11 protein-coding genes and 1 tRNA gene are annotated in these 13,260 nt (G+C 68.4%); 7 read left to right on the top strand and 5 right to left on the bottom strand.

The genetic code is table 11. From position 1 onward, the window contains the following. Positions 1-138 precede the first annotated feature (138 nt). The gene (locus tag ACFWP5_RS48940) at positions 139-1,104 is read right to left on the bottom strand and encodes a serine hydrolase (protein ID WP_384172748.1); all 966 of its coding nucleotides are present in this window, start codon (positions 1,102-1,104) and stop codon (positions 139-141) included. A gap of 482 nt (positions 1,105-1,586) precedes the next feature. Between ACFWP5_RS48940 and ACFWP5_RS48935 the strand changes: the two genes are divergently transcribed. The 3 genes from ACFWP5_RS48935 (at position 1,587) to ACFWP5_RS48925 (ending at position 3,861) form a co-directional block, all read left to right on the top strand. Then, positions 1,587-1,844, top strand: coding sequence for a helix-turn-helix domain-containing protein (locus tag ACFWP5_RS48935; RefSeq protein ID WP_384172745.1), 258 nt, complete (start codon positions 1,587-1,589; stop codon positions 1,842-1,844). Between the two features lie 125 nt (positions 1,845-1,969). After that, positions 1,970-2,299, top strand: a complete 330-nt coding sequence (locus ACFWP5_RS48930; RefSeq protein ID WP_384172742.1) for a helix-turn-helix domain-containing protein — start codon at positions 1,970-1,972, stop codon at positions 2,297-2,299. A gap of 47 nt (positions 2,300-2,346) precedes the next feature. Further along, positions 2,347-3,861: a LacI family DNA-binding transcriptional regulator gene (locus tag ACFWP5_RS48925; protein ID WP_384172739.1), complete on the top strand. Its 1,515-nt coding sequence runs from the start codon at positions 2,347-2,349 to the stop codon at positions 3,859-3,861. Positions 3,862-4,483: 622 nt separating this feature from the next. On the opposite strand, the gene ACFWP5_RS48920 is transcribed toward ACFWP5_RS48925, so the two are convergent. Further along, positions 4,484-4,693, bottom strand: coding sequence for a hypothetical protein (locus ACFWP5_RS48920; protein WP_384172737.1), 210 nt, complete (start codon positions 4,691-4,693; stop codon positions 4,484-4,486). Between the two features lie 57 nt (positions 4,694-4,750). Between ACFWP5_RS48920 and ACFWP5_RS48915 the strand changes: the two genes are divergently transcribed. Genes ACFWP5_RS48915 through ACFWP5_RS48905 form a run of 3 tightly spaced genes read left to right on the top strand, consistent with a single transcriptional unit; the run spans position 4,751 to position 9,859 of the window. Then, positions 4,751-5,113, top strand: a complete 363-nt coding sequence (locus ACFWP5_RS48915; protein ID WP_384172734.1) for a hypothetical protein — start codon at positions 4,751-4,753, stop codon at positions 5,111-5,113. After that, positions 5,097-9,404, top strand: a complete 4,308-nt coding sequence (locus tag ACFWP5_RS48910) for a DUF6531 domain-containing protein (RefSeq protein ID WP_384172731.1) — start codon at positions 5,097-5,099, stop codon at positions 9,402-9,404. The genes ACFWP5_RS48915 and ACFWP5_RS48910 overlap by 17 nt, the downstream gene beginning before the upstream one ends. Beyond that, positions 9,401-9,859 (top strand): hypothetical protein, encoded by a 459-nt coding sequence (locus tag ACFWP5_RS48905; protein ID WP_384172728.1) that lies wholly within the window; start codon positions 9,401-9,403, stop codon positions 9,857-9,859. The genes ACFWP5_RS48910 and ACFWP5_RS48905 overlap by 4 nt, the downstream gene beginning before the upstream one ends. Before the next feature lie 814 nt (positions 9,860-10,673). Here ACFWP5_RS48905 and ACFWP5_RS48900 read toward each other — a convergent pair. From ACFWP5_RS48900 to ACFWP5_RS48890, 3 genes are all read right to left on the bottom strand, one after another. Beyond that, positions 10,674-10,747, bottom strand: a tRNA-Pro gene (locus ACFWP5_RS48900). Between the two features lie 54 nt (positions 10,748-10,801). After that, positions 10,802-11,587: a Pr6Pr family membrane protein gene (locus ACFWP5_RS48895; protein ID WP_384172725.1), complete on the bottom strand. Its 786-nt coding sequence runs from the start codon at positions 11,585-11,587 to the stop codon at positions 10,802-10,804. Between the two features lie 112 nt (positions 11,588-11,699). Continuing rightward, positions 11,700-12,626: a metallophosphoesterase gene (locus tag ACFWP5_RS48890; RefSeq protein ID WP_384172722.1), complete on the bottom strand. Its 927-nt coding sequence runs from the start codon at positions 12,624-12,626 to the stop codon at positions 11,700-11,702. A gap of 94 nt (positions 12,627-12,720) precedes the next feature. Between ACFWP5_RS48890 and ACFWP5_RS48885 the strand changes: the two genes are divergently transcribed. Next, on the top strand, positions 12,721-13,188 hold the full coding sequence (locus tag ACFWP5_RS48885) for a GatB/YqeY domain-containing protein (protein ID WP_384172719.1): 468 nt from the start codon (positions 12,721-12,723) through the stop codon (positions 13,186-13,188). Positions 13,189-13,260 lie beyond the last annotated feature (72 nt).

Below are 13,260 nucleotides of genomic sequence, written 5' to 3'. Positions count from 1 at the left end.
ACTTCGAACACCTCCCCCAACGGCACGGGAGCCTCGTGCGTTGCGCACCCTGTCGGCGTCACCCGATCGGTGGCCGAGCTGAAAACGCTCACTGATCTAGGCAAGCCCTCCGAGCGAGTTCCGGCGCCCACCTCCCAGCTACGCCAGCGACTGTCGCACCGCCTCAACCAGCGACGTCGCATGTACGTCGTCAGGGCCTCCTACGACGTGGTTCATCACGTAACCGAAGGCGACGCCGTGCTCCAGGTCAGCGAAGCCGAGTGAGCCCCCTCGCCCCGTGTGACCGAATGCGTTCGGGCCAGTCATGGGGTTGGTCTCGGTGGGCAGCATGTATCCGGAGCTGAATCGGCTCGGGATCAGCATCACCCGGTCCTTCCCGCCGGCCTGCTCCTTGGTTGCCGCCTGCAGGGTTTCCGGGGTGAGCAGGAGCACGCCGTCCACCTCGCCGATCAGCGCGGCGTACATGCGCGCCAGTCCACGTGCGGTGCCAATGCCGTTGGAGGCCGGGAGTTCCGCGGCCTGCACTTTGGGCGAGTCGAAGTCGATCGCAGCGGGGTCGGTGATTGTTGCCTCACCGAGCACTCCCCGATCCCTCACGGAGGACTCCTTGAAGCGCTCCTGACCTGCTGCTTCGCTATCGCGCTCCGGATTCAGTGCGGACTCACGGAACTCGCCGGAGCCCTCAGGGAGGACTGCGCGAGGCGGCAGGGAGGACTCCGTGACACGGGCTCCAGCGTCAGGCACGGCAGCGACCGAAGCGTCATGAACCGGGCAGCCCGGGAGGCGGCCCTTGCTGGGCCGGTTGATCTTCTGATGCTGGTGCCAGGTCACGACATGCAGGTACCGCTTGTGATCCGGGCCCTTGTAGCGGCAGATCAGTCCGGCGTCGGCGAGCTGCGCGAGGTCCGTCTCGACGTCGGACGGGGTGTGCTCCGGGCGCAGCACCCACAACTGCCCGGCGACGATCGCGGCGTGGTCGCGGTGGCGGCCCTGGTCGTCGGCCTGGGTGAGCAGGCCGAGGAAGGTGCGCTCGGCGGTCAGGGAGACGGCGGCCAAGGACTCGGAGACGAAGGCTTCGGGCTTGATGGTGCGGATTCGTGCCAAGTGAGGGGAGGTCCTCACTCGGTGGCCTGTGCGTGGACATCACGACTCGCCGTCGGTCGGGGCGGGATTCGAGGGGAATTGGCGCGGACGCGCGCCGAGAAGCGATTGCGCTTCCCGGGGTGTCGTCAACATAGCCACACCCCAGTCGCGCAAGTCCAGCCCTGTCCGGCGCAATCTCTCACGGCAGAAAGGCCGCGAGGAATGGGGCTCGGTGGCGGGCGGGAGCAAAACCGTAAGGCACGATCCGCTGTTGACCAAATAGTTGCCCCGACTGCAGAGCCAGAAGCATCACATCGGTAAGCCGTTGACGGTCCGCAGGCGGGGAAGCTACAACACAACACCCCACGTCAGAGCCACGATTGACACGCCTCTCCGTACCCCTTCCCGACCCCAGGGAACCGCATCCCGCGAACGACGCGAGCGCAACATAGACCACGATCGCCGGTTACCCAAACCGGCGAATAGACCTTTCAATTGGAGTCATGCCCCCACGCTCACTGGAAGTCGGACCCGCCGGAATTCAGGCGGCCCGCACCATCGAAACCCTCCGAACCGAACGCGGCCTGTCACAACGCCAGTTGGCCGGCCGCGTGACCGCCGTCGGCCACCCGATGTCCAACACCATGCTGTCCCGCATCGAGCGTGCCCAACGCCGATGTGATGCCGACGACCTTGTCGCGATCGCCGAAGCCCTCCTCGTCTCGCCTCTCGTGCTGCTGCAGGGGCCGACTACCACGTGACGAGGCGCGCCCAGCGCCGCTGACCGAGCACGCCCCCACCCAGTAAGGACCCGCCCTTCTTGCACCACTCCGACATACCCCCTGCCCTCGTACGACGCCTTCCCGGCGCAGAGGGCGGAGCCCCCTTGCCTCGCCTCTACCGTCCTGAAGAAATCGCCGAAGCCCTCGGCTGTTCCGCCTGGTGGGTCAAGGACCGGGCCCGACGCGGACTCATCCCGCACACCCGCGTCGGCCGCGCCTACCGCTTCACCGCCGCGCACCTCGCCGAGATCGTCCGCCTCCACGAAGAGCGCCCGAAGCGATTTGTCAGCAGCGCGCCGACCAGTCTGGCAGCGACAAGTCCTCCCGCTGCACGAACTCGTGCCGCCCAGTCCCCTCGGCCGACTACGCCCGCGACGACGGGACGTCTGCGGGCCCGGCCGCCGCGCCGTACCCAGTACGAGACCGCCGTGTAACGCGCCCGCACTCAGCCACGAGCCAAGAGCATGGAGGAAGAAGGAAGTTGGGTTTCGCGGAGAAGCGCGGCAACTACTGGCGCGGCCGGTACAAGACGGCGCCAGGCAAGCACCTCACGGTCGTCGACGACACCGGCAAGGCGATCCGGTTTGCCACCAAGGGCGAGGCCCAGCGCGCGGCGAGCGAGGCCGAGAACAAGTACCGGCGCGGCGACTGGCGCGACCCGGCACTCGGCCAGGAGACCTTCGGTGAGTACGCGAACCGCTGGTACGAGGCTCAGGACCTGGCTGCCTCGACTATGCAGAACTACAAGCGCCACATCGAGGAGCACCTGCTCCCCGACTTCGAGGACAAGGCGCTCGCCGGCATCCTGCGCACGGACGTCGACCTGTGGGAGAAGAAGGAGAAGGCCGTCTACGCGGCCTCCAGCGTCAAGACCTGGCGCTCGACGCTCCACTTGATCTTCGAGGACGCGATCGACGAGGGCCTGATCACCTCGAATCCGGCCGCCCGACGACGAGGGCGCGGCAAGCGCGCCGGCCGCTCCCGGGACCGTGGCCCGGAGAAGGTCGTCACCGACCCGCTCGGCATCCTGCTGACCGCCGAACGGGCCGCCCTGCTCTCCGGCCGTGACGACGAGTTCGTCGCCGTCGTCCTCAAGGGGTACACCGGCATGCGCTGGGGCGAAATCGTGGGCCTGGAGACGGAGTTCGCCCGCCCCGGCTCCGTCCGCGTCGAGTGGCAACTGTACGAACTCGACACCGGCGAGCTCGTGCGCTGTCCGCCCAAGGACGACAGCTACCGCAAGATCGATGCACCGGACTGGCTGTCGGGCCTGGTCGCCAACCACGTCGCCCGCACCAAGCCGAAACCCTGCCCGTGTCACGGCAAGACCTACGTCTTCCGCGGTCAGGGCGCGGCCCGCACCGGCGGCCACCAGGGCGCGAAACTCGTCGATGTCGCACGCCGTGCCGAAGTCTCCACGGGCACGGTGTCCAACGTCCTCAACCACCCCGACCGCGTCACCGAAGCCAAGCGGGCGACGGTGGAACAGGCCATCTCGGACTTGGGGTTCGTGCGGGGCGGCGCGGTGTCGGTGCACGCTGCCCACTGGCGTCGAAACGGCTTCGGGACCTGGCTGTTCACTCCTGCGGTCTCGGGCTGGTACCCGAAGAAGGCACCGCAGGAGCCCCGCCCTGTGCCGATCCTCGGCGAGCCGTGGCCAGGAGTCCCGGCCCGAGGACGCGGCGCCAGCGACCGGGCCGACGCCTGCTGGCTCCCGATTGCCAAGGGCCTCACACCCCACGGCCTGCGCCATACCCACCGGACCATGATGGAAGACCTCGGCACCGAGAAGGTCCTCATGGACGAACGCATGGGCCACGTCGACGGCTCGGTCTCGGCGCGCTACGCCCACGTCACCTCCGGCATGCGTAAACGCCTCATGTTCGGACTGACCGAGCAGTGGGCGACAGCGCTCGACGCCCGACTGGCCACGTGTCCGACGTCGCCAGTGCGCGTACTCAACGAGCTCCTGCGCGCACGCGAGATCGCGCTCTGATAGCTCTCTGGTGTCCCGCAACATTGTCGCGGGACACCATGGATTTCCTTCTACGACGGACGACCCGGACGGCCTGCGTTCTGCCTCCAACACCTTCGCCGTTGCAGCCCGAACAAGGGACAGGCCGCAGGAGATCATCGTCAAGAATCGTTCCCTTGGGGAACAAACAGGTCCGCGCAGAGAAGGAACAGAGCGATTCCTAGGGGAATGACCTACCTCGCCTCGTAGCCCAGGCCAGCAGCGGTGCCACGGGACTCGCACGGCGTACATGGTTCGTCCATGAGCTGTGACCAACGTCAGCTTCGCTGAGGCCCAGCCTGCCCGCTCTGGGATGAGGGTGCTGGGCGGACCGGCAGGCTCGTCGAGGGCGAGCGGGCCGCGGCAACCCCTCGGCTATGTGAAGACGTGCTACCACCGGGTCGGTCGACATCATTCCCAAGAGCGACGGCACGCACGTCTACGACTTCTCGCTGTACGTCAGTTGCACGCGGCATCGCCAAGGGACAGGCAGCGGTGATCTCCGGCAGGGCCCGTTCGGTTTGCCGGACAGACGACGACTGCGGCGACCCAAGCTCGCTCGTTGGCGCATCCCAAGTGTCTGTCTGCGCAGACTGCGGTCGGCCTACACGGAACCGGCAATCGCCTGGGTCTCCTCGACCATGCTTGCGATGGTGGAGGGCAAGACGTTACCGGCCAGCCCGAACATGTCGCCAGACACAGCCACCAAGAGACATACGCTGTCTCTCAGTTGACCGAAGACGATGAACTCGCCCTCGGTGATGAGTATTTCCACCGACGCCGTATTACCTTCACGTGCCTTCTGTATGGCCATCTCTTGACCTGTCTCCCCTAGGGTCGAAGGCCGCAGTTGCGAACGGGGGAGGCGTCGATGGGCGACGGCAAGGACCCGACCAAGGTCCTCGACATCAAGACCGCCGACCTGAAGCGGGCGGCGCCGGACTTCCAGACGGCGGCAGTTGATCTGGGCAAGGCGCTGACCGCGCTCGTGAAGTCCCTGGACGGGCTGGGCGAGCCCTGGGGAAACGACAAGCAGGGCAAGGAGTTCGGCGACTCCTACAAGCCCTTGCAGAAGAAGATCGAGAGCGCGGCGGGCACGCTGGTGCTCGGTCTGACGAGCATTCACGAGGCGATGGCCGACATGGCGGACGGTCATGTCGACAACGACGAGCTGATCGCCGGGATGTTCACCGAAGTGAAGGTCACGAAGTCGGACGGTGCCGGTGAGCGTTGAGGACGAGGCCCGCAAGATCCTGCTGCATCTGGGCCTGTGGTGGCCGGAGGCCGACTCCGGGAAACTGCGGTCGGCGGCGACGGCCTGGCGCACCTTCGCGGACGCCGTGGACGACGTACGGGGCCCGGTCAACCAGAGCGCGTCGTCGATCATCCACAACAACACCGGTGAATCGATCGAGGCGTTCGGGAAGTTCTGGGGCCGCTATGCCAAGGACAAGGACGGCGGCTGGCTGAAGGACCTGGCCGACTCGGGGCGCCAAATGGCCACGGCGCTCGACAAGTTCGCCGAAGCGATCGACGACGCCATCAACAAGCTCTGGACGCAGATCGGCATCGACGCCGCCGTGATCGCGGGCGGGGTGGCTCTCGCGTTCTTCACCGCGGGCCTGGCCTCCGGCGCGGCCGTCGCGGCGGCCGACCTGGTCATCGAGTTCGGCGCGGGCCTCGGCGTGGCCGTCTCCACGACGATCGCCGAGATCGCGGCGGGCACCCTGGTGGCCGCAGCCTTTGGCGGCATCGAGTCGGTGACCGTCGACCTGGCCGTGGCCCAGCCGCTGAAGATGGCGACGGGCCTGCAGCAGGGCTTCAGCCTCGACGAGGTCAACCAGGCAGCCAAGGACGGCATGATCTTCGGCGGCGCGCTGGGCGCGGGCGGCGGGGTCGTCAAGGCGGGCATCGAGGGCGCGTTCAGCGACACGACACCGCTGCTGCTACGGCCCCCGTCGCTCCGCCCCGACCTCGTCGAACTCGGCCCAGCCGCCCGCAACGCCGACCGCACCCCCTGCGTCGGCGAGCCGATCGACGTGGCGACCGGCGCGATGCTGATGACGCAGACCGATCTGGCGCTGCCGGGGAGCCTGCCGCTGGAGTTCACGCGCACCCATCTGTCCTCGTACCGGGGTGGGGTCTGCTTCGGTCCGACCTGGATATCCACCCTGGACGAGTGTCTCCAGATCGACGGCGAGGGCGTGGTGTTCGCAGCGGCGGACGGCATGCGCCTCGTCTACCCGGTACCGGAACCGGGCATGGCGACCATGCCCGTCAAGGGCGTCCGCTGGCCCCTGGAATGGGACGGCAAGCCGGACAGCGCGATGACGGTCACCGACCCGGCGACAGGCGTCGTCCGCACCTTCGCCGCCCCGGTCCCCTCCCCCACCTTCGGCGTCTTCCACCTCGCGCTGGACTCCTGGAGCGACCGCAACGGCAACCGCATCGACGTCGAACGCGACGACGAGGGCGTCCCGTTCGGCCTCCGCCACTCCGGCGGCTACTACGTCGCCGTCGACACGACCGGCCCCCGCATCACCGCCCTGCGCCTGCTCGACGAACCCCCTTCCCGCTACACACGGAACGTGCCGGACGAGGGCACGGTCGTCATGCGCTACGGCTACGACGGCGCCGGCAATCTCACGGAGGTCGTCAACTCCAGTGGGGAACCCCTGCGGTTCGCGTACGACGCCGAGGGCCGGGTCACCAAGTGGACCGACCGGAACGGCACTTGGTTCGGCTACGTCTACGACGAGCGCGGCCGGGTCGTCCGCACCGAGGGTGTCGACGGCATCCTGTCCGGGACGCTGACGTACGACGACACGGCACGCACGACGACGTACACCGACTCCCAGGGCCGCGCCTCCACCCACCGCCACAACGCGGAGGGCATGGTCGAGGAGGAGACCGACCCGCTCGGCAACGTCACCCGCACCCAGTGGGACGAGTACGGCCGCCAACCCCTCACGGTCACCGACCCGCTCGGCCACATCACCCGATACCGTTACGACGGGACAGGCAACCTCACCGAACTCACCCTGCCCGACGGCTCGTTGGCGCGGGCCACCTACAACGCACTCGACCTGCCCACGGAACTCGTCGAGCCCGGTGGAGCGGTCTGGCGACACACGTACGACGAGCGGGGCAACCTGCTGACGACGGTCGACCCCATCGGCGCGGAGACCCGATACACCTGCGACGCGGAAGGCCGCCCGACGGCGATCACGAACGCTCTAGGCCACACCCGCACGGTGGCCTACGACGCGGCGGGCCTGCCCCTCACCCTGACTGACGAGCTGGGCCACACGACCACGGTCCGCCGCGACGCGTTCGGCCGAATCGTCGAAACGACCGACCCACTCGGGCACACCACCCGCATGGGCTGGACCATCGAGGGCAGGCCCTCCTGGCGCGAACACCCCGATGGCACGCGCGAGTCGTGGACGTGGGACGCCGAAGGCAACCTGCTCACCCACACGAATCCCGCCGGCCACACCACTCGCCACACAGCCACCCACTTCGGTGCCCCAGCCTCCCGCACGGACCCGGACGGCGCGCAGTACGCATTCGCCTACGACAGCGAACTCCGCCTCGCATCCGTCACCAACCCGCTGGGCCTGGCCTGGTCGTACACCTACGACGAGGCCGGCCGCCTGGCCACGGAAACGGACTTCAACGGCCGCACCCTCAGGTACACGCACGACGCTGTCGGTGGTCTGCGGGCGCGTACCAACGGCGCCGGAGAGACCCTGAGTTTCACGCGGGACGCGCTCGGGCGGGTCGTGGAGCAACGCTCGGACGCGGGTGACGTCACCACGTTCGGCTACGGCCCCGACGGCGGTCTGTGCCGCGCGGCCAACGCGGACGCCGAAGTCGTGCTGACGCGTGACGCGTTCGGCCGGGTCCTGACGGAGACCGTGAACGGCGGCACGACCACACATGTCCATGACGCCCTCGGGCTCCGCACCCGACGGGTGACGCCGTCCGGGCTGGTCTCGGAGTGGACCTACGACCCGGCCGGGCGCCCTCTCACCCTGCGCTCGCGCGCGGGCACGCTGGATTTCGTCCACGACGCCGCGGGCCACGAGACAGAGCGCCACATCGGCGCGGAGGTGACGCTGAAGCAGAGCTGGAGCGCGGTGGGGCTGCTGACAGCGCAGACTCTGACCGCGACCTCCGCCTCCCTGGTGTCCGGCGCGGACCGCCTCCTCCAACACCGCACCTACGCCCATCAGGCCGACGGCTGCGTGACCGAGATCCGGGAACTTACGTCGGGCACCCGCCGCTTCGACCTGGACGGCATGGGCCGGGTCAGCGGCGTCCGCGCCCACGGCTGGACGGAAAGTTACGCGTACGATCCGGCGGGCAACCTCGTGCACGCCACGTCGCCGGACCAAGAGGCAGGCAGTGAACGCCGGTTCGACGGAACGCTCGTCCGCTCGGCCGGTCGCACCTCGTACGAGTACGACGCCGAAGGCCGCCTCGTCCGGAGGACCCGCAAGCTCCTGAACGGCCAGGCCCGTGTCTGGACCTACGCGTGGAACGCCGAGGACCGTCTCACGGACCTGGTCGCTCCGGACGGCAGCCATTGGCACTACGCGTACGATCCGTTCGGCCGGCGCGTCTCCAAGCACCGCGTGGCCGACGACGGTTCCGTGGCCGACCGTACGGACTTCGTCTGGGACGACCTGTGCCTGGCCGAGCAGATCACGCCGGACGGCTGGGTCACCACCTGGGACTACGCGGCTGACGATCCTCGCCCGGTAGCCCAGACGAACCACAGACCGGCCGCGTCAACTGGCAACACGTCCTTCCTGGCGCAGCTGGCGGAGGAATCGGCTCCTGAGCACAGGGCCCGGCTGTATGCCGTCGTCACCGACGCGGTGGGCACGCCCACGGAACTGGTTGCCGCAACGGGAGATCTGGTCTGGCAGCGCCGTACCAGCCTGTGGGGCACTCGCCTCCCGGCTCCGGGGGAGGACGCGTCGCCGGTGGACTGTCCCTTGCGCTTTCCGGGCCAGTACGCCGATCCCGAGTCGGGCCTGCACTACAACCTTCACCGGTACTACGACCCGGAGACGGCGCGGTACATCAGCGCTGATCCGCTGGGTCTGGTCCCCGCGCCCGATCACCACGCCTACGTTCCGAACCCACTGGGCTGGACCGACCCCCTCGGGCTTGCCGGGAAGGGGCCGTCGGGGCCGAAGAACCCACTGGACTTCGGGCAGGGGTACACGGGCCGCCGTGACATCTTCCCGGTGGGCAACAAGGGAAGGGACGTGGAGATCCACGTCTACGACAAGTCCATGCGCGAAGTCGGGCTGTACAACAGCCAGGGTTGGTTCAACAAACATGGCATCAAGGCTTCGGAAGTCGAGGTCCCGCCCGGCGTGGAGAACGCCATCAAGGGACGGATGATCTACGACCTGCGGAAGGTCGGCCGCATCGCTCCCAAGGGGACCGAGGACATCACCGGAGACAAATGGAGGCGACCGCCTCTTGCCGCGGAAGGATGCAAATGAAGTACGTCACGGCCGTCTGGGACGACGGAGGGTTCTTCGTGGATCCCGGGGCCTATCTGGCCGAATTGCCGCGTCTGCGCGCCGACCTGCCCCCAGGTGCCCGGTCCTTCGCCACCGACCCCGGCCACTACGACATCGCGGGCGCGACCCGCTGTGTCAAGGATCTGGAACTGGCCGGGGTCCACCTCGCCACCGACAAGAGCGGCGGCCTGGTCCTGGACTTCGCGCCCAACAAGTTCAAGCACGACTCCGGCCTGCGCATCACCTACTCGGGCGTGACGCACTTCTCCGTCGACTACGAACACTCCATCGACTGGATGCTGGTCGACGCCGTCCTCCTCGACGAAATCCTTCCGGACGAGGACGGCGGCTGCACACACGAGATCGCGCTGACCGACGCGAGCATCCTGGTCCGCTGCCGGGACCTGGAAGCGGTGTGGGGCGGCACGAGCTGACGGAGACGGCGTCGGTGGTCCCACACCACCTGAACCGACTCTCCGAGCAGTCCCCCTTCGTCCGCCCGCTGTACTTCAGGTTGTATTCCTCTGGGGCGCGCTGCCGGGCTGCGTCGAATGCCCTGCGGTAGCGGGCTCGTTCCCCGTCGCTGGGGTTCGGGATCCGGAGAAACCGTCCAGCCTGCTGCACTTCCGCGATAAAAGCGGCGCCGATTTCCGCCGGCGTCGACCGCGTGGGCGTCACTGCGCGCTGCGGCGCCTGCTTCGTCTTGGGCGATGCCGTGGCTTGCTCCTGTGTTGGAGAGGCCGGTCGTACCTCTGGCTCAGAAACTCTCGGACGTCGCCCGCGCGGAGCCGGTTCCGGCCGGTCGGGGTGATGGCCGTGCTCCAGGTAGAAACGTCCCGTGTCAGTGATCTCCGCCTGCCACTTCCCACTCTGCTTGGGCATGGTGATCAGGCGCCGCTCCTTGAGCGCGCGGGCGGTAAGTGCGAGCTCGGGACTGTCCGACGTGACGGGGTCGGTTCCGTCCCCGATGCGGGTGAGGAGTGCGAGTTGCCGGTCGTTTATCGGAGACCAAGGGTGCATGGCGATCGTCGTATCGTCTGTGGGCTCCTCCGCACAAGCCGTGGGGATGGCTCTCCCGGGGCACACGCGGCGCACGGGCACGCTCGAAGGCGGAATGCCTCTCGCTGGGAGCCACCGGGGAGCCGCTTCCCGAAGTCGGCTCCCAAATGGCTCCCAAAATGGGCCCGCAACGCAAATCAGGGCCGGTGCTGATCTCTCAGCATCGGCCCTGACCTGGCGTTTTAGCTGTCGGGGTGGCGGGATTTGAACCCACGACCTCTTCGTCCCGAACGAAGCGCGCTGCCAAGCTGCGCTACACCCCGATGTCGCCACTCACCTTGCCAGAGCTGCTGCTCATCGTGGCGACGTCGTTTACTTTAGCCCACCGGTGGCTGGAGACGAAATCCGGTTTTGGCGCGGTGGCGGATCGGATTGGGGCGGGCGTGGTCGAGGGCCACGAGGAGGACGGAGAGGGCGTAGAAGGCGAGGCCGAGGAGGAGGGCGTTGCCCAGGACGCTCTTGTAGCCGTGGTGTTCCACGTCCAGGAACGAGTAGAGGTAGCGGCCCGGTGTGCCGGGGAGGATCAGCTCGCCCCGGCCCAAGGACACCGCCAGGTACGTCATCGGGTACAGCAGCCACGTCGCCGCCATCCGCAGACGCAGCCGGCCGGGGGCGGTCAGGAACAGCCAGTCGATCACCGCCGCGATCGGTGTCGCCGTGTGCAGGACCTGGTTGGTCACCGCCTGCCAGCCCGTGGGGGCCGTCGTGCCGCCCGTCATCGCGAACGGGCTCGACGCGTGCGCCAGGATCAGGTGGTACACCAGGCCGGTGATCGTGATGTAGAGCAGTGCCGCGCCCGTGACCAGGGGGGAGAGGGGGCGGCGGGCCGTCCAGGCTCGGCGGGCCGTGGCGATCATGACCAGGGCCAGCAGGATGTTGCTCTGGATCGTGAAGTAGGTCAGCACCCGGATCGGGCTGCCGAGGAACAGGTCGACGGTCACCGCCGCTGCCGCCGCCAACGCGACCAGCAGTCGGTACGCCGCCGTGAGCGGGCGACGGTACGGGGCCACCACCGCGGTGGCGGGAACGGGTGAGGCGAGCAGCGCGGGCATGCCGGGTACCGCGGGGAGGTCCGGGATGTCCCTGGGTATCGGGGCGGTCATGCCCTCACGCTAGGCAGCGGGGACGAAAGGGGCGATACGGGTGGGCTGTACGAGGTAACCGCAGCGACCGCGGCCCATGAGGCGCCCCGCAGCGGCCCCCGGTACCTGTCTCCTACTCCCGCCCCACCAACGTCAGCAACGTCGCCTCCGGCGGACAGGCGAACCGCACCGGCGTATACCGATTCGTCCCGCACCCCGCCGACACGTGCAGATACGACGTCCGCCCCTCCGCCGTATGCCTGGACAGGCCCTTCACCCGGTCCGTGTCCAGGTCGCAGTTCGTCACCAGGGCGCCGTAGAACGGGATGCAGAGCTGGCCGCCGTGGGTGTGGCCGCCGAGGATCAGGGGGTAGCCGTCCGCCGTGAACGAGTCCAGCACCCGTAGGTACGGCGCGTGCACCACGGCCATCGAGAAGTCGGCGCCTTCGGACGGGCCGCCGGCCACGCGCGCGTAGCGGTCGCGTTTGATGTGGGGGTCGTCCAGGCCGGTCAACTCCACCGACGCGCCCTCGAGTTTCAGCGTGCCCCGCGTGTTCGTCAGGTTGAGCCAGCCCGCCGCGTCGAAACCGTCCCGCAGGTCCTCCCACGGGTTGTGGATGGCCCCTACGACGGGCGGGTTGCCGTTCAGACCGTGGCGGCCGGCGCTCTTCTCCAGCAAGTACCGGGCGGGATTACGGGGTTTGGGGCCGTAGTAGTCGTTGGAGCCGAAGACGTACGCGCCCGGGAAGTCCATCAGCGGGCCGAGGGCGTCCAGGACCTCCGGGACGCCCTCCGGGTCGGAGAGGTTGTCGCCGGTGTTGATCACGAAGTCGGGGCGCAGGCCCGCGAGCGAACGCAGCCAGCGCTGCTTCTTGCGCTGGCCGCCGACCATGTGGATGTCGGAGACCTGGAGGACTCTGAGCGGGCGCATGCCGGCCGGCAGCACCGGCACCGTCACCCGGCGCAGCCGGAAGGAGCGGACCTCGAAGGCCGCCGCGTAGACCACACCAGCGGCGCCGGCCGCCGCAATTCCCAGGGGTACTCCGTATCGCGCGCGCATACGCCCATCGTGTCAGACCCCACTGACACCCCGTCGCCCAGCGCCCTTTAAATCGGCGGGCGGAGCCGGTTGCGCACCTGCGAGAATCACACCCATGACCACCACGCTCAAGTCGAAGCTGCAGGAAGACCTCAACACCGCGATCAAGGCGCAGGACAAGCTGCGCTCCTCGACCCTCCGGCTGACGCTCACCGCGATCACCAAGGAGGAGGTCGCGGGCAAGGAGAAGCGTGAACTCTCCGACGACGAGGTCCTCAAGGTGATCACCAAGGAGGCGAAGAAGCGCCGCGAGGCCGCGGACGCCTTCGCCCAGGGCGGTCGCCCCGAGCAGGCCGCGCAGGAGACGGCGGAGGGCGAGATCCTCGCCGGGTACCTGCCCAAGCAGCTCGGCGACGAGGAGCTGACGGCGATCGTCACCCAGGCCGTCGAGGAGGCCAAGGCGGCCGGCGCCGAGGGCCCGCGCGCCATGGGCGCCGTCATGAAGATCGTGAACCCGAAGGTCGCCGGCCTGGCCGAGGGCGGCCGCGTGGCCGCCGTGGTGAAGAAGCTGCTCGCCGGCTGAACCGCCAGCCCGGAGAAACCCGTCTGGAGAAGCACGTTTCTCCACGACGACGGGGGCGCCCCTTTTCACAAG

This window comes from Streptomyces sp. NPDC058469, assembly GCF_042721125.1.
In the GTDB taxonomy this organism is placed as follows: domain Bacteria; phylum Actinomycetota; class Actinomycetes; order Streptomycetales; family Streptomycetaceae; genus Streptomyces.
This window is presented reverse-complemented; position numbering and strand designations above follow the sequence as displayed.